Annotated in this window: 15 protein-coding genes and 1 pseudogene; 6 read left to right on the top strand and 10 right to left on the bottom strand. The window is 37.0% G+C overall.

Annotation, left to right across the window (positions count from 1 at the left end; genetic code table 11):
* Positions 1–298: 298 nt before the first annotated feature.
* From VB711_RS14815 to cysE, 7 genes and pseudogenes are all read right to left on the bottom strand, one after another.
* Positions 299–753 (bottom strand): annotated as a pseudogene (locus VB711_RS14815) (transposase); the annotation flags it as partial.
* A gap of 422 nt (positions 754–1,175) precedes the next feature.
* The gene (gene nifT / locus VB711_RS14810; RefSeq protein WP_323286872.1) at positions 1,176–1,379 is read right to left on the bottom strand and encodes a putative nitrogen fixation protein NifT; all 204 of its coding nucleotides are present in this window, start codon (positions 1,377–1,379) and stop codon (positions 1,176–1,178) included.
* A complete protein-coding gene (locus VB711_RS14805) occupies positions 1,354–1,641 on the bottom strand; it encodes a nitrogen fixation protein NifZ (RefSeq protein ID WP_323286871.1) in 288 nt (95 codons plus the stop codon). Before VB711_RS14805 ends, nifT begins: the two co-directional genes overlap by 26 nt.
* On the bottom strand, positions 1,628–2,761 hold the full coding sequence (gene nifV, locus VB711_RS14800; RefSeq protein WP_323286869.1) for a homocitrate synthase: 1,134 nt from the start codon (positions 2,759–2,761) through the stop codon (positions 1,628–1,630). The genes VB711_RS14805 and nifV overlap by 14 nt, the downstream gene beginning before the upstream one ends.
* 276 nt (positions 2,762–3,037) lie before the next feature.
* Positions 3,038–3,235 (bottom strand): DUF2949 domain-containing protein, encoded by a 198-nt coding sequence (locus tag VB711_RS14795; RefSeq protein WP_323286868.1) that lies wholly within the window; start codon positions 3,233–3,235, stop codon positions 3,038–3,040.
* A 301-nt stretch (positions 3,236–3,536) separates the two neighbouring features.
* Positions 3,537–3,785: an Asr1405/Asl0597 family protein gene (locus VB711_RS14790; protein WP_323286867.1), complete on the bottom strand. Its 249-nt coding sequence runs from the start codon at positions 3,783–3,785 to the stop codon at positions 3,537–3,539.
* A 1-nt stretch (position 3,786) separates the two neighbouring features.
* Positions 3,787–4,497, bottom strand: coding sequence for a serine O-acetyltransferase (gene cysE / locus VB711_RS14785; protein ID WP_323286866.1), 711 nt, complete (start codon positions 4,495–4,497; stop codon positions 3,787–3,789).
* 536 nt (positions 4,498–5,033) lie between these two features.
* Between cysE and VB711_RS14780 the strand changes: the two genes are divergently transcribed.
* Entirely contained in the window at positions 5,034–5,267 is a 234-nt protein-coding gene (locus VB711_RS14780) for a hypothetical protein (RefSeq protein ID WP_323286865.1), read from the top strand.
* Between the two features lie 37 nt (positions 5,268–5,304).
* On the opposite strand, the gene VB711_RS14775 is transcribed toward VB711_RS14780, so the two are convergent.
* The 3 genes from VB711_RS14775 to VB711_RS14765 form a co-directional block, all read right to left on the bottom strand.
* On the bottom strand, positions 5,305–8,724 hold the full coding sequence (locus tag VB711_RS14775) for a P-loop NTPase fold protein (RefSeq protein ID WP_323286864.1): 3,420 nt from the start codon (positions 8,722–8,724) through the stop codon (positions 5,305–5,307).
* A gap of 100 nt (positions 8,725–8,824) precedes the next feature.
* Entirely contained in the window at positions 8,825–9,922 is a 1,098-nt protein-coding gene (locus tag VB711_RS14770; protein ID WP_323286863.1) for an ABC transporter permease, read from the bottom strand.
* Positions 9,923–10,437: 515 nt separating this feature from the next.
* A complete protein-coding gene (locus VB711_RS14765; RefSeq protein WP_323286862.1) occupies positions 10,438–11,313 on the bottom strand; it encodes an Npun_R2479 family HD domain-containing metalloprotein in 876 nt (291 codons plus the stop codon).
* Between the two features lie 304 nt (positions 11,314–11,617).
* Here VB711_RS14765 and VB711_RS14760 point away from each other — a divergent pair, with 304 nt between their 5' ends.
* The 5 genes from VB711_RS14760 (at position 11,618) to VB711_RS14740 (ending at position 16,042) form a co-directional block, all read left to right on the top strand.
* Entirely contained in the window at positions 11,618–12,610 is a 993-nt protein-coding gene (locus VB711_RS14760) for a mechanosensitive ion channel family protein (RefSeq protein WP_323286861.1), read from the top strand.
* Positions 12,611–12,732: 122 nt separating this feature from the next.
* A complete protein-coding gene (locus tag VB711_RS14755; protein WP_323286860.1) occupies positions 12,733–13,059 on the top strand; it encodes a hypothetical protein in 327 nt (108 codons plus the stop codon).
* A gap of 41 nt (positions 13,060–13,100) precedes the next feature.
* A complete protein-coding gene (locus VB711_RS14750) occupies positions 13,101–13,850 on the top strand; it encodes a class I SAM-dependent methyltransferase (RefSeq protein ID WP_323286858.1) in 750 nt (249 codons plus the stop codon).
* A gap of 52 nt (positions 13,851–13,902) precedes the next feature.
* Complete coding sequence (locus VB711_RS14745; RefSeq protein WP_416233582.1) at positions 13,903–14,772, top strand: GDSL-type esterase/lipase family protein; 870 nt, start codon at positions 13,903–13,905, stop codon at positions 14,770–14,772.
* A 67-nt stretch (positions 14,773–14,839) separates the two neighbouring features.
* Positions 14,840–16,042 carry a 4-hydroxy-3-methylbut-2-enyl diphosphate reductase gene (locus tag VB711_RS14740; protein ID WP_323286856.1) on the top strand — a complete coding sequence of 401 codons (1,203 nt, stop codon included), beginning with the start codon at positions 14,840–14,842 and terminating at the stop codon, positions 16,040–16,042.
* Positions 16,043–16,069 lie beyond the last annotated feature (27 nt).

Below are 16,069 nucleotides of genomic sequence, written 5' to 3'. Positions count from 1 at the left end.
CCGAATAGAAAGTTTATCTTTCATCAATTACTACAGCAAGGTTCAAATAACTATCCTAAATTTTCTACTAAATTTTGATGTTATGCACTTGCCAAACCTTGCTGTAAATTGTCTAATACTTTAACTAAATTGAGAGGGTGTTTGAAAAGTTTTGAGGGGTCAAAATTTATGCAAGTCGCCGTACCATGATCCGGATCATGACAAGATAAATAAACGTCTCCGATATTTCCGGCAATAATTCATAATCTCTGACCAAACGCCGACACCCCTAACGCCTTCAGCGACGCTACGCGAACAACCAGCCAAAAGTGCGCTCTATCACCCAACGTTTTTTGAGTAAAACAAAGCCCTTGGTTTGCTCTGGTCGCAAAACTACCTGCACAATCCAACGGCAAACATCCATTACCCACATCATGAAAGCTGGACCATCAAAGCCGCCATCAGTCCAAATGGTCGTCAACCGAGAAACCTTGTCACCCATTTTTCAGTATATTCTCGCAGACTATCATGAATGTGCAACCACGTCCCGTCTTTACGCCAGTTCCGGAAATATGTATACACTGTTTGCCAAGCTGGAAAATCCCCTGGTAGCGCTCGCCATTGCACCCCTTCTAGCAAGACATAAAAAATCGCGTTCAAAACTTCCCACATATCGACTTCACGCTTGCGACCACCGGGTTTGGATTCTGGAATCATCTCACTCAGAAATTCATATTGTTCACGGGTCAGATTGCTGGGGTATGCCTTACTCATGTTGCTCTCTCGGTGCTGTCTATTATCTATTCATAGCGTATACTGAGAGGGCTTTTTTACAAACTGACCGACTTTTCAAACACCCTCTAAAGGACAAAAACCAACTGCTTGGATTTGATAAGCTTTGAGTTTGATTTTGCTGGTATGGGGATTTAATTTACTAATAGCACTGACACGTATTTGTTACCTCAAAGATGAAAGTCTCACGCAAAGTCGCAAAGTCGCAAAGGAAGGAAGAAAGGAAGAAGAGGTAAGGTACAAATTTTATTCTGTTCCCTCTTCTCTGTTCCCTTGTTTCCGCTATATATAGCAACCGTCAAGGTGGTTAGGACATCAATTGTTAACGCAGCTTGACGTAAGCCATTGATGAAACGAGTTTTACAACAAGGTTTTATTCCTGACTCCTGACTCCTGCTATAACTTTATGCCAGACGTTTAGCTTCTACAGTTAAAGGTAATTTCTCTTTATCTGGTAATTCACTAAATTCTAATTCCCAACCATTGGCTAAAGTCAGAACTTTACCTGCTTCTGTGTCTGTTTGTTTAACTACTTCTTCTTCTAGGTCTTTTTTGGCTACATAGACAACCAAAGTACCAGCATCATTCATCCGTAGCATTACTTTCATTATTTTCCTCAGCAGATTCTAGTTCTTTCTTTTTACAACCGACGATGAACCCTGTTTCTAAGAAATGGACGGCGTATATATAGGAACTTTGTAAAAATGTCCCTATACTTGCGACGTAACCAATGTCTCCCTTTTTTGCTAAAACTGCACCGATTTCTTGACCAGGAAATGTACCATCGTTTTTAATTAGTTTACGAAGTCGGACTTTATGACCAATTTCAAAAGCGGGTGGTAAGTCCAGTTCTAATTCATCGCGTTGCATGGGAATACCTCTGTTCGCGTACTAAGTTCAACAGTTCTTCTGTTGTCAAGTTACGTTTCATTTGTGTACATTGCTGGCGTATTGCATCTAATACAGCTTGGGTTTCTTGGGGATTTAAAAATATTCCATGCTGTTCTAATAAGTTAGACACTAAATGCCGACCAGAATGTTTACCTATTACTAAACGTCTTTCCCAACCTACTTCTTCAGGAGAAAATGGTTCGTAGGTTTCGGGATTTTGTAATACTCCATGAGCATGAATACCTGATTCGTGAGCAAAGGTGTTTTCTCCAACTATTGCTTTCCAAGGTGGAATACTAGCTCCTGATGCAGCAACAACTAATTGGGATAGTTCTAATAAACGTCGAGTATCAATGCCTAAATCAACGCCATAGATACATTTAATTGCCATGACAACTTCTTCTAAGGCTGCATTTCCGGCGCGTTCACCTAAGCCGTTGACGGTGGTATTAACTGATGATGCACCAGCTTTAATAGCGGCTAGAGCGTTAGCAGTTGCTAGACCAAAATCATTATGGTTGTGAATTTCTAAAGGTATTGATAAAGCTGATACTAATCGTTTAACTTTGACGTAGGTTGTGAAGGGATCTAGAACTCCGACTGTATCACAAAAACGAAAGCGAGAAGCACCCCATTCTTGAGCATAAAGGGCAACATCTAAGAGAAAACTTTCATCGGCTCTGGAGGAATCTTCTCCACCTACTGCTACCCAAAGTCCTTGATCAAGTGCAAAGCTGATACAGTCTTTAAGTTTTTGTAAACTTACTCGCCATTGACCATGAAATTTAGCAGCAATTTGAATACCAGAAACGGGAATAGCAATATGTACTCGTTGTAATCCACTGGCGACAGAAGCTTTAATATCTGATATGACTGCACGGTTCCAGCCTAACAGTTTTGCTTCTAAATCTAGGTCAACAATTTCAGCGATCGCTCTAATTTCTTCTTGTCCCATGGCGGGTATCCCGACTTCTAATTCAGGAACACCAATTGCATCCAGAAATTGAGCGATCGCTACTTTTTCTTCTAAGGTGAAAGCCACACCTGCTGCTTGTTCACCATCACGTAATGTAGTGTCATTAATAATGATTGGAGTCATTTCAAACATCCTTCTCTGGGAACTTTACTTAATATCCTTTCTGAATACAATTCCTAGTAATGGTAGATGAAAAATAAGTTCTTGTTTCTAGGTTAAATGCTACAAATAGGACTATTAATTAAGCACTATTTACGATCTTAATTATTACTCAAACACAAAATTATATCTGTATGACAGAGAACTAAATTTTGGTATCAATTATAATTTTATTTTTTTGATATATTTCCCGGAATCCTAATTTTTGTTCGGAAGATGATTTATTTAAATTTTGTTTGTTTAAGCGTGTTCTGCTAACCAATCAAAAATTCGTGCTAATTGCTCTAAATCTACTAAACCATATTGCCAAAGTAGCATGGGTATGGGTCCATTATCTAATTCACGATGTCGCAATGCTACTGCAATATCAGCATTTGAAAGTTCCAGTTCGTTATGCAAGAAATGAAGTAATTTTTTATCGCTGTTACAATAGATCATAATCAAACATTCAAAAGGTCAATCCAGAAAATCAAAAAAAATGTCAGTATCAGTCTTAGTTTCTAATTTACTCTTGACAAAATTTAGGTATGTCAGAGAAGTTTTAGATTTAGCAAGCTAGGGAAACCTAAGCTTAGATTAATTTCCTTTTATCCGCAAGATGATTTGTGAGTGAATAATAACTTCCACTTTTTTAGAGAAAGAAATAGGGATTGCAAGATCAATTCTGGTCTGATATTGTATGAGTTAGACATTAGAGAAGTTAGTAATTGTAATCACTCATACAAAATTGATCACCTTACTAACTTTTACGCCAACAATTTTCTAACCATTGCACCAACTCATGACGGGGAGCGAGAATTTGCATCACTGTACTGCGGACTAGAATTGCTTCTTTAACCGTATTGATTTGTACTCGCAAAGAACCATCAGGAGGACAGGAACAATCAATCATCAATTCTTGCAAACGGTGATAAATTTGCCAGCGATCGCTCAAAGGAATCAACAAAATTTGCGGGTCTAAAGCGTCAGAATTACAAGGTGGTAACATCTCAATGATCATCCTTGGTCAAAATTTGTAACTGTTGTTCAAGTTTCTCAATCCGCGAAAGTAAAGAACGAATTGCAGTTGCTTCTAAATCAGGTAGTTTTCCATGTTCTAAAAGACCATTTTGTTGTTTACGAGAAACAATGCGGCCAGGAATCCCCACAACAGTTGAATCTGGAGGAACATCACGCAACACAATTGAACCCGCACCAATACGCACGCGATCGCTAATTTGAATATTCCCCAAAACCTTCGCTCCCGCACCCACAACAACGTTATTACCCAAGGTGGGATGACGTTTACCGCTTTCTTTCCCAGTTCCACCTAGAGTTACACCCTGATAAATAAGCGTATAATCGCCGACAATTGCAGTTTCACCAATCACAACTCCCATACCATGATCGATAAATACACCTTTCCCAATTTCTGCACCAGGATGAATTTCAATTCCCGTTAAAAATCGTCCCAAATGGGAAATTAAACGGGGAATAAAACCAACTTTGCACAAGTGTAACCAGTGCGCGAAACGATATAAACACAGCGCGTGAAATCCTGGGTAACAAAATATTACCTCTAACCAATTACGTGCTGCTGGATCACGCTCAAAAATAATGCGAAAATCGCTAAATAATGGCTCAAAAAAAAGGCCAGAAGCTTTATTTTTCCGCAACTCTGTATTTGTATTTTTACTAATACTGTCTAAAGACTCTTGCATCTGTCTGTCAGGTTTAATAAGCCATGTCGTATTTTCCTGCTTATATCAGGTGACTTAAAAAAGAACACAATGACAGACAACGATTAGATTTATTGGATTAATTAAGACTGTACTCAATAGGTTAAAATCACCATTTAACAGAACTTAATATTTACTATTGGGGTGGGGGTACTAGCTTTTTATAGTAGGGGTACTGGTATTTATGGGGGAGGGGTTTAAGTTTTTTTGTACTCAATATATAACTCTTTACCTGTCAAAGTTTGCAGCGATTTAGGTAAAATATTTAGAGATATATTAAGCTGTACTCATGCCCTAAAAATTTTAGTTAAAAGGGATTACAACTTTAATTTCTGTATACTCAACTACTATTAATATTTTATAATTTTGGTAGTTAAAAAAACGATTTCTTTATTTTGTTTTAGGATTTGTTTACTGTATCTCCATCTTCGTTGAGACAAAAATGGAGTTAAGGAAATCTCTGAAACTGTCGAAAGTAGATAATATCAATTCTAACCCCACATTTAGGGAGAGAAATAATGAGCCTTTCAATTGAGCGTGTTTTAAGTGAAATAGATCAATTGACTCTACTGGAACAGATGCAAGTATTAGAGCATTTAGTGAAGCAGATGAAGCAATCTATGGAAACTGTTGCGATAAGTCCAAAGCCTAAGTATAAGGTAACTGATTTTTATGGCATAGCTCCCAATTTACTAGAAGGAATGGATGCCCAGGAATGGGTAAATCAGTTGCGGGATGAGTGGGAAGTTTAAAAAATGGGTAAAGCAATAACATGGGTTTTGCTCACATTTATAAATCTTCTTTGATAGGAGAATTAACAGAAAAACCATATACCTTTGGTAAAGGAGACTGATAATTATAACCCTCATCTGGATCGTAACCAATATCCCCAACAAAACAGAAAGAAATAATTAGATTAAAAGTTCTCTGTTCTAAAATAAATGCTTTATTTGGCTGCATTTGCTTAAAATCATATTCAAACTTTTGCCATTCTCTGTGATTGTAAGTATCCTTATATGGTTCTATTTTTTGCAATTTATAGAGTATTTCTTCTTTATTAATACTCATTTCTGATTGACGATTTTTCTCAAACCGCAGATGTATTTCTTCTAAGACATTTCGCATTTGGTTAGGATAACGTCCTGCTAAAGCCAAAAATGCCATCACAGTTTGCTTAACTTCCAATTTTGGCTCATTTTTCCATCTTCTGTCATTAGAAGTAGGAGACCAAATAATTTTGAGGATTTTACAAATATTGATGAACCGTTTGGCCGTTCTGGGAGTCATATCAACGTGCTGACAGCATTCCTGAATCAGATCAAACTCTGCACGAGTGAATTTGATAATTTCACGTAACTCTTCTTTTGGTTTTTTGATATTTGCTGATTGGTCTAAATCTAGATTTTCAGGAATAGAAAAACTTTGTGCAAATTGAGTTTGGTTTATATCTAGATTTTCAGAAACAGAAAAACTTTGTGCAAATTGACTATTTTCAACTTGAGAATTTGATTGCTGAGGTTGAGTTTTTTTAGTAACACTCACTTTCTCTGAGTTAAATTCTTCTTCAATCTCTAATAGAGATCCTAAATATTCTCCTAAAATATCTTTTTCGGAAATAGATCGCATTCGGTAGGGAATCTGGATGATCTTTTCTAGATAGTCAACACCAGAAGGGTTTCCTCTGCGTTTTAAGACACCTCTGTAAACATTTTCTAAGGCACGGTTGACATAGCGATCGTCTATTGCCATAACTACAATAAATAGTTTAGTTTTTAGCAATAATTGAACAGCTTCTAACACTTCTACAACTCGGTTAGGAGGACAACGATCTAAATCATCAATATAAAGAACAATCCGCGCTTCTCCTCTGGGAAAATGTTCTTTTAAAGCATTTAGTTTATCAGGATTTTGACTTCCCGGTTGATATGTTAAACGATCAGATAAATCCTCTAAATCGCGCTTAATTTGGTGCATCAATCCCAGAACTTTTTGGTAAGAATCTTCTTCTAAACGATTGGTAACAAAATCTAATAAGGATTTATATTTAGCCGTTAAACCAGTACGTTTTGTTTCTACTTCTACTTGAGCTTCCAGAGTTTGAATTTTTTTGTTAACTTCAGTTAGTTTATTTTGATTTTCCGGGTTCTGTTGTTTAGTTTTTTGAGTAATCCTCTCATTTTTTTCAATTGCTAATTTTCGACGTTCTTGTTGATAGTTTTCCTTGGTTTTTTCAAATATTTCAATTATTTCTAACTTTAATAAATTAATCTTTTTCAGTGTTTGATATAAACTAAAACCACTGGTTAAAGTTGTTAGCCAGATTTTAATACCTAAACTTAAATCATGCAAGTATTCAAATAAGAATACATAAGCTAGAAAAGGTAGAGAAATCAAAGGAATAAAATATATCAGTTTTTTCCAGTCTTTTCTAATTAAGTCAATCAAAACTATTAATCTATTTGGTTTCTCTTCAAAGGAATATTTAATTTTATCAATGTTCTTAGTCAAGAATTTAATTTTATCGTCTTTTAATCTAATAAAATCAATTAATTCATCATCTGTTAGTTTATCTAAAAATGTTAAATCAGGAACTTTTATTCCTAAGTTAATTAATAAATCTCTGATGATTGGATTATTTTTTTTCTCTAAAATCAATTTAAGTTGCTTCAGCAAAACCTTTATTAATGCTTCATTATCAACTTCATTATCAACTTCCCGCTCAATTTTTGTTTGCTGTAGTTGCACCTCTGACTCTAATTGATGTTTTTCTTCTTTGAGTTTTTTAAGTTCAGCTTTCGTAACATCTAATTTTTTTTGCTCATCCTTTCTTAGTTGTGTAAGAATATCCCAAAGTGAATTAACTTCAGAGGTTTGTTCTTTCCATTTATCAAAAATTTCCTGTGATAATTCAGATTCTAAAATGGCTTTTCTATCATTATTGTTCATCTGATTAAGGACTTGCCAAATCTTGCCTCCTTCCAGTAATGGAGAAGTTACAGATTCAGGATCTTTGGCTAAAACTGCTGCTAATTGTTTTTCTAAATTTAGCTGACGGTTGAGTTGATCAAAAATGGTTTGCATTAAACTAGCCCAGAGGTTAGAATTGGCATAACTCCAGGCATCAAAATCAATTTGGTAAATGTGTCCAACGTAGGGAGAAAGACGAGGATCGTTAGGATCATTATCAGTTGCCCATGTTTGTTGCGGTTCTAATTTTTGACAGCGAATTTCTGTGATATACTTCTTTATTAAGTGCATTCCAAAAGATTTACCACTACCCCAACTACCGAGAATAGCTACTGCTAAAGGTGGTTGAAGACTCCGCAACATTAACACATCTGCGATCGCATGAAGTTCTTTACTAACATCAAGGGAATCTTCCCCTACAGGTTGATCGTTGCGAAATGCTTGGGGAGTGCGACGGATATTTAAAATTTCACTGATGGGGTCTCCCTGTATATCCCACAGCCATAATCTACCGTCATCATCACCAGTAACGATGATCTCTTTGTCGGCACAGATGGCAACTGAACTAAAAGTATGTGAAGCTTGAATTAATGATGATTGTATTAGTTCACCATTTCTATCTAATACCCACACTGTTCCATCTTGACCCACACCAACAATATTTTGTCTATCAGCACTAACAGCAATTGAACTGATAGAATTTGGATATTCGGCAACAAATGGAATGGTTAAATCACCGTCACTAGCCCATAAACTAATTGTTCCGTTATCACCACCAATAAAAATCTTTTGTCCGTCAGCACTAATAGCAACTGAACCGATAGAAATTAAATATTCAACAAAGGGGTTGATTATGAAATTACCGTCTCTTGTCCATAAACTGATTATTCCATCATTACGACCAATAACAATGTTTTGTCCATCAGCACTAATAGCAATTGAACTTATAGAACTTGAATTAGCAGCAAAAGGTTCACCAATTAGATTACCTTCTTTTGTCCATAATCTTACATCATTACCACCAGTGACTATGGTTTCTCCGTCAGCACTAATAGCAATTGAACAAATATAATTTAAAGCATTGGCAAAGGTAAACCAACTATGATCTTGATTATTCCAAAGTGCTATACTCTCATTTTCTAACCCAACAGCAATATGCTGTCCATTTGGTGCGATCGCGATCGCACTTATTTTACTATCAAACTCTGCAAAAGGTTGTGGAAATTCGTTTGGCGCTTCCATGTCTGTGTCGTTACAAGTTCAGTTACGGCTGAGTGCTAATGATTTTACTATCTATTTGTAAAACTTAGAAAAAATGATCTTTAATTACCAATTACTCAAATCATCTCTGTAAACTGCGAGGATCAAGGGCATCTCGCAAACCATCACCCAGTAAATTAAACGATAACACCGTCAAAATAATTAAAATCGCCGGCGGCCAGATTAACCAAGGTTGTAACACCAAAATAGAAGCATTACTGGCTAAAGAAAGCATATTTCCCCAAGAAGGATCAGGTTGTTGAATACCCAAACCAATCAGACTCAACACCGCTTCAGCACCAATAAAGCTAGGAATTGCTAGAGTAGCAGAGATCACCACGTAAGAAGCTGTTTGCGGCAGAACATGACGAATAATAATGTACAATGGTTTTCCTCCCATAGCGATCGCTGCTTGCACAAATTCTCGTTCCTTAATTGAAAGCACCTGGCCGCGAATTACCCTAGCTAAACCAGCCCAACTAATCACAGCAGTAATCACGACAATTAGTATAAAACGCTGGGTACTTGTTAATTGAGGACTCAAAATCCCTGATAATGCAGCCAATAAATAAATACTAGGGAAAGTCATCAAAACTTCTGCCAAACGCATGATGATAGTATCAACAACCCCACCAAAATAACCAGAAATTCCCCCCATCAATAAACCGAGAGGATAGCTAATTATAATCCCAAAAATTCCAATAAATAAACTGATTCGACCACCATGCACCAGTCGGCTAAATTGATCTCGTCCTTGATCATCAGTACCCAAAATATTAAATTTCGCTTCACCAACAGTCCCAAATAAATGGCGATTCAGGCTAATTCCCGGAAAAATCGTCACTTCTTCCCATTTGGGAGGTAGTGGCATACTCAATTTAAACAATTGATATTCTGCTCCTTCAACAAATAAACTCAGTCGCGTAGGCTGACTAGAATCTATAATTAATTTACGTTCTCCTGTTTCTATATTTGTATCCCCTTGGGTTGTAGGATAAACATGAAATCCAGAAGCCCAATGAATACTCGTTGGTGGTAATAGTGAACCATTTGGCTGTGAGTCGTAGGGGTCGTAAGGGGCGACAAAATCAGCCGCAATCACTGATAAATAAAACACAAACAGTATCATTGCCCCAAATCTTGCCAAAGGATTTTTCTTTAGTCTTTGCCACCAATTCATAGTTTTTAGTCAAAAATTAAGTTATAAAAAACAATACTCAATTAATTCTATCTAGGGCTTGCTTAATAAAGCTAAAACTTAGATATATCAAGAGTTTGAAGGTTGAAAAGGTGAGTCTGGTGCAAGGAATAAGCGTTGAAACTACCAAAAATCTATCACTTGACCAGATTCAAGTATATTCTTCTCTTCTTCTAATTCTTCCTCCTGACTCCTGACTCCTGACTCCTAGCCCTAACCAAAAGACTTTTCCAGCAAACCCTATCTATTAGTAGTGAATTTTTAGCCCTTTTTATTTCTAGGACAGACATCTTAACCACTCCAAAATATTGATCACAGATTTAAAGTATTAACTGAATTATACTCAAAAGGCTTGAATTTTTTGATTCTATGGATAGGGGTTTAGCGATGCTCAACCCCTAGAAATTATGGGTTTTTAGTAATTTTGTAAAAATTCAAATCCCAATCATTACGAGTATAAAACGATTAATTCTGGAATTAATTTGAGAATTTCTTCCCTAAGCGTGTAACTGTTCAGCCAAATACTTCATTTCTGCTTGTTGTTTTTCATGTTCTACAACAAATACATTAGAGTAAAGATTAGCTGTAATTTGTTTACCTTGCTGTGTCAAAGAGAGGTAGTGTAAACCATCTTTAACGTAGGGATAGACACCATGCCAATAAAACTTAGCGTAGTTTTTGCGTAAATCACCCGGATTTTGATAACCCAAGGCTGTATTAATTCCGGTTTCCTCAAATTCGTAAAATAGACTGGTAATTTTTTTCAAATAACGAGGATCGCTTAATTGTCCAATTAAATCAGCAGCACGTACTAAACCCGCAAAATTTTGGGTATCTTGATGATCTTCGGCTGCCGGCACTGGAAAGCGAGTTAATTCAATATTTCTTTTAATCGCTTCAGCATCTATTAAAGTGTGTCCACCAAATCGTTCATCAATAAACAGTTTTGCCCGATCTACATGATAGGGTGTGAGACTGGCATCAGAAGCGCCGGGAGGTAGAGTAATCAACTCGCCATTTTGACCGGTAGAATATAGACTTTCTGATTCTCGATCTTCTCGACAGACTCCTTTGACATAGCCAATATCATGGCACACTAAGGAAATAATGAAATGTAGCCAGTCTTCGCAGGAAACTCCACCTTCTCGGATGTGTTTACCGCGCAAAATCTCCTGTCCGACTAAGGTAACAAGCACGGAATGTTCAACGTTGTGGTATAGGGCATCACTATTGGCGATATTTTCTAAGGCCATGCTCCCTGCCCAGGCAATGATATCTTGATAATTAGTTTTTAAACCGCCGTAGGTACGTTGGTATCCTTCTCGAATTTGATTTACAAAAGCATTAATGAGAATTTCTGTTGTGTTAAACATACTGATTATGCGGAGTATATTATCAATATCATCAAGTTTGCTGTGAGACTTGAGGAAGTTGTTAATTTTCCTGTTGTCCTATGGTTTGGGGGTAGGATAACGACAAATACAGATTTTAGCAATCCTATCTGCTTCAGTTTACATGATTTTTCTGATTTTTTGCTAATCTAGATCGTTGTTGATGTCAACCGACTTCCGGGATAGGTGCTTGTGACTGGCGAATAGGGATGATCATGCACTAAGTAGATGTCTATGAAATAAGTTTCGACTATCATCAGCAACGACCGATAACAGAGGAAACAGGATGAATGCAGATATATCCATAGTTTGGAATAAGATTGAGTCGATGATTGATAGCTTTATAAAACTCATACCGAATCTGATTCTAGCTTTGATTGTATTTATTATCTTTGTGTTAATTGGCAGGGCATTTAAACATTTAGTGAAACGCTTAACCCGTCATCGCCGTTACGCCCGTAATTTGGGTATGGTGTTGGGAAGATTGGCACAAAGCGTTACTGATTTAATCGGTCTGTTTATCTCTCTGTCTGTGGTTTTTCCTTCACTCAGGGCTTCAGATTTGGTACAATTACTGGGAATTAGTGGGGTAGCCATTGGTTTTGCTTTTCGGGATATTCTGCAAAATTTTCTTGCTGGTATTTTAATTCTGTTAACTGAACCTTTTCAAATTGATGATCAAATTGTTTTTAAAGGTTTTGAAGGTACAGTAGAAAATATTCAAACTAGGGCTACAACTATTAAAACCTATGATGGTCGCAGAATTGTGATTCCTAATTCTGAGTTATTTACTAATTCGGTAATTGTGAATACGGCTTTTGAAATTCGTCGGCTGGAGTATGATATTGGTGTGGGTTACGGTGATGATATTGATCGGACTAAGGAATTAATTCTGGAAGCGATACATCATTTAGATATAGTTTTAACAGATCCAGCCCCCGATGTTTTGGTGATGGAATTGGCGGAAAGCACTGTTAATATTAGGGTACGCTGGTGGATTAAACCCCCACGTTGGTTAGACGCGCTCAATTCTCGTGATCAGGTGATCTGTGCAATTAAGCAAAAGCTATATGTGGAAAATGGGGTGGATTTACCCTATCCTACCATGCAAGTTTTATTTCATGACCAAACAGAAGAAACAGATGGAAACCGCTCTCGTCAAAGAGAAGGTTGGCCTGCTGGTAACTCTAAAATTCCCAAACCCCGCAGCATCAGTGGTTCTCTCCAAGGACTGGCTAAAATACACAATAATAATAACAAATCAGATGGCCTTGTGTAAAATACGTTCAACTCTGTTCCCTGATATAACGTCACCCGCTATATTGTGATTATCCAGCACATCGAGTACCATGCAAACTGTTTAATCTATTAATATAGTGATTTAGTTCAGGGGATAAAGAAATGAGAGTTTGGTTGGTCTTTTTTTTCGTACTGTTTGCTTTAGCGCAATTTTTTAACTGGGTAAAGCAAGTTTCTCTCCCATTACCTGTTTATATTTTAGGGGGAGCATTTTTAGCAGTTGCTTCTAATTATGATAAAGTAATTCCTGGCTACTCAAGTCAAACAACTAATCTCACATCACCAGAAATACTCCAGCTAGAACAGTCAACTCAATCAAATCCCATTGCTTTCGATGTTATTAATTCTGTTGAAGAAGTTCACAAATTAGAAAGTGAATATAGTAACACTCAGGAACAAAAAGGGGTGAAATCCCAAAATCATTCCTGATAAGATCAGCTACATAACTGTAACTACAAAAAATCAACAATATGTCAGATACAATCAAACTTGATATTAATGAAGATCAATCTTTCGCCCCGGAACAATTCTTTAACCAGCAGTGGAAACTTTACCAAAAAGTCCTAAATAACAATTACATGGGACACCAGGAAATCTACAATATCCTGCACGAATTATTAGTTAACCATTTCCCAAAACCCTTTAAAATGCTAGACTTGGGATGCGGTGATGCTAGTTTCACTAGCCAAGCCTTATTAAATACGAATATAGTTTCCTATCTAGGTATAGATTTATCTGTAACAGCCCTAGAAATTGCTAAACAAAATATGGCAATCATGGACTGTGAAACAAATTTTATCCCAGCAGACTTTTCGGAATCTGTTTCTGAATTGGCACAAAATCAACAAAACAAATTCGATGCAATTCTCATCTCTTTTGCACTTCATCACCTCCAGCTTGAGCAAAAAGACAGTTTTATTGCTAACTTAAAAAACCTGCTAACATCTAACGGAATTTTTATTCTCATCGACATTGTTCGTCAAGAAACAGAAGAACGAGAGAGTTATATTAACAGATACCTAGAGGGTGTACAAGAATATTGGTCACTTCTCAGCCCTGAAGAGTATTGGATGGTCGAAAACCATATTTCATCCAGCGATTTTCCTGAAACGCAACAAACCTTACAGCAAATATCCGATAAATATGGGTTTAGTAAACTTGAATGTCTTTATAGCGATCGCACCGACACCACAAAATTGTTATGCTTTTATTCTGCATGATGCCAGATATTAGTTAAAATCTGAGTCAAACCATCGCTAAAATTGGCTAGTTGTGTCTACTCCTGTGAAAAACCTTCCTACCTGGGGATTTATCTCATTGCTAACCAATTGTGTACTACTGTTAGCAGCATTTTTGCTGATTTGGCGACAGCAAGAATTAGCCAGCGTATTGGCAACCATCACTTACCCAGAACCAGCCAACCTCAATCTTGACAAACAAACTTTCACACCGGAACTAGGTCCCCGTCATAAACTCAATTATAAACAATGGCTAGAAATTCTCCAAAAAGAGGCCAAAGCAGTAGCAGAAAATTCTCCTCAGCAGTTGACCATACTCGCTGGAGATTCCTTGAGTTTGTGGTTTCCATCTCAATTATTACCGGAAAATAGAACTTGGCTAAATCAGGCTATATCGGGTGAAACTAGCAAGGGATTATTAAAAAGACTAGATTTGTTTGACCGCACTAAACCAGAAATGGTATTAGTCATGGTTGGTATTAATGACCTGATTCGAGGGGTTAGTGATCAGGAAATTATCAATAACCACCAACAAATTATACGTTACTTACGAGAAAAACACCCCCAGTCCCAAATATTTGTCCAGTCGATATTACCCCATGGAGGAGAAGATACAACTTGGGAAGGACGCAAAAAACTTTTAGCAATTCCCAACAGTCGCATTCTTAATTTAAACCAGGAGCTACAAAAAATAGCAACTGCCCAAAATGTGGTATATCTTAACCTATACCCCCTATTCACCAACTCCCAGGGTAATCTTCATCAGACATTGACTACTGATGGTTTACACTTGAGTCCCCAGGGCTATGTTGTTTGGCGAACTGCCTTACAGATTTATACTAGCAAAAAATTAGTACCTCCATCAGAAAACCAAGAAAATAATTATCGACAGGATAGGATTTGATCAGAAATCTCTCATTTCTATCTAGGCGCGAAAGAATATACAATAGGGATTTTAGTCACAAAAAGCAATGGATACAAAAGCTTTTAAACGCAATCTACAACATTCAGAAAATTACAACCGCAAAGGGTTTGGTCATCAGGCAGAAGTCGCTACCCAGTTGCAGTCTGAGTATCAGAGTAACTTAATTCAACAAATCCGCGATCGCAATTACACCCTCCAACGAGAAAATGTTACAATCAGACTAGCTCAAGCCTTTGGTTTTTGCTGGGGTGTAGAACGTGCTGTAGCTATGGCCTACGAAACCCGTCAGCACTTCCCCACAGAAACAATTTGGATTACTAACGAAATTATTCACAATCCTTCTGTTAATCAACGCATGGCAGAAATGGAAGTCAAATTTATTCCTGTTGAAGGGACTAAAAAAGACTTTTCTGTGGTCGATACTGGTGATGTGGTCATCTTACCGGCTTTTGGTGCCAGCGTCCAAGAAATGCAAATTCTCCACAATAAAGGCTGCAAAATTGTTGATACCACTTGCCCTTGGGTATCCAAAGTTTGGAACACAGTTGAGAAGCATAAAAAAGGCGATTATACTTCAATTATTCACGGTAAATATAAACACGAAGAAACCGTTGCAACGAGTTCTTTCGCTGGGAAATATTTAATTATCTTGAATTTACAAGAAGCAGAATATGTTGCTAATTATATCCTCAATGGTGGCGATCGCGAAGAATTTTTAGCCAAGTTTGCTAAAGCTTGTTCTGCTGGGTTTGATCCTGATCAAGATTTACAAAGAGTTGGTATTGCTAACCAAACTACCATGCTCAAAGGTGAAACGGAGATGCTTGGTAAACTGTTTGAACGGACTATGATGCAAAAGTATAGCCCCACAGAATTAAACCAGCATTTTCAAAACTTCAATACCATCTGTGATGCTACTCAAGAACGCCAAGATGCGATGTTGGAATTAGTAGAAGATAATTTAGATTTAATGATAGTAATTGGTGGTTTTAATTCATCAAATACTACTCAATTACAACAAATCGCCTTTGATAGAAATATTCCTTCTTATCACATTGATAGTGTTGCCAGAATTAAGTCAGGTAACACCATTGAACATCGAAAATTAAGCGGTGAATTGGTAATCACAGAAAATTGGTTACTAGAGGGAGCAGTCACCGTTGGTATTACTTCCGGTGCTTCTACACCAGATAAAGTAGTAGAAGATGTAATAGAAAAGATTTGTGATTTAAAAGCCACTGTCAAATAGTGAAACAAGGGGAGGAAGCAATACTTG

The sequence above is a fragment of the Cronbergia sp. UHCC 0137 genome, from assembly GCF_034932285.1.
Lineage (GTDB): Bacteria > Cyanobacteriota > Cyanobacteriia > Cyanobacteriales > Nostocaceae > Cronbergia.
Note: the sequence above shows the minus strand (reverse complement) of the source record. Positions and strands in the feature narration are given on the sequence as shown.

Bases quoted from the DNA above. Each gene is read 5' to 3' on its own strand.
- VB711_RS14780 (WP_323286865.1), top strand. From the start codon at position 5,034: ATGAGCCTTTCAATTGAGCGTGTTTTAAGTGAAATAGATCAATTGACT.
- VB711_RS14775 (WP_323286864.1), bottom strand. From the start codon at position 8,724: ATGGAAGCGCCAAACGAATTTCCACAACCTTTTGCAGAGTTTGATAGT.
- VB711_RS14765 (WP_323286862.1), bottom strand. From the start codon at position 11,313: ATGTTTAACACAACAGAAATTCTCATTAATGCTTTTGTAAATCAAATT.
- VB711_RS14750 (WP_323286858.1), top strand. From the start codon at position 13,101: ATGTCAGATACAATCAAACTTGATATTAATGAAGATCAATCTTTCGCC.
- VB711_RS14740 (WP_323286856.1), top strand. From the start codon at position 14,840: ATGGATACAAAAGCTTTTAAACGCAATCTACAACATTCAGAAAATTAC.
- VB711_RS14795 (WP_323286868.1), bottom strand. From the start codon at position 3,235: ATGATCTATTGTAACAGCGATAAAAAATTACTTCATTTCTTGCATAAC.
- VB711_RS14805 (WP_323286871.1), bottom strand. From the start codon at position 1,641: ATGCAACGCGATGAATTAGAACTGGACTTACCACCCGCTTTTGAAATT.
- VB711_RS14755 (WP_323286860.1), top strand. From the start codon at position 12,733: ATGAGAGTTTGGTTGGTCTTTTTTTTCGTACTGTTTGCTTTAGCGCAA.
- VB711_RS14760 (WP_323286861.1), top strand. From the start codon at position 11,618: ATGAATGCAGATATATCCATAGTTTGGAATAAGATTGAGTCGATGATT.
- VB711_RS14770 (WP_323286863.1), bottom strand. From the start codon at position 9,922: ATGAATTGGTGGCAAAGACTAAAGAAAAATCCTTTGGCAAGATTTGGG.
- cysE (WP_323286866.1), bottom strand. From the start codon at position 4,497: ATGCAAGAGTCTTTAGACAGTATTAGTAAAAATACAAATACAGAGTTG.
- VB711_RS14790 (WP_323286867.1), bottom strand. From the start codon at position 3,785: ATGTTACCACCTTGTAATTCTGACGCTTTAGACCCGCAAATTTTGTTG.
- nifV (WP_323286869.1), bottom strand. From the start codon at position 2,761: ATGACTCCAATCATTATTAATGACACTACATTACGTGATGGTGAACAA.
- nifT (WP_323286872.1), bottom strand. From the start codon at position 1,379: ATGAAAGTAATGCTACGGATGAATGATGCTGGTACTTTGGTTGTCTAT.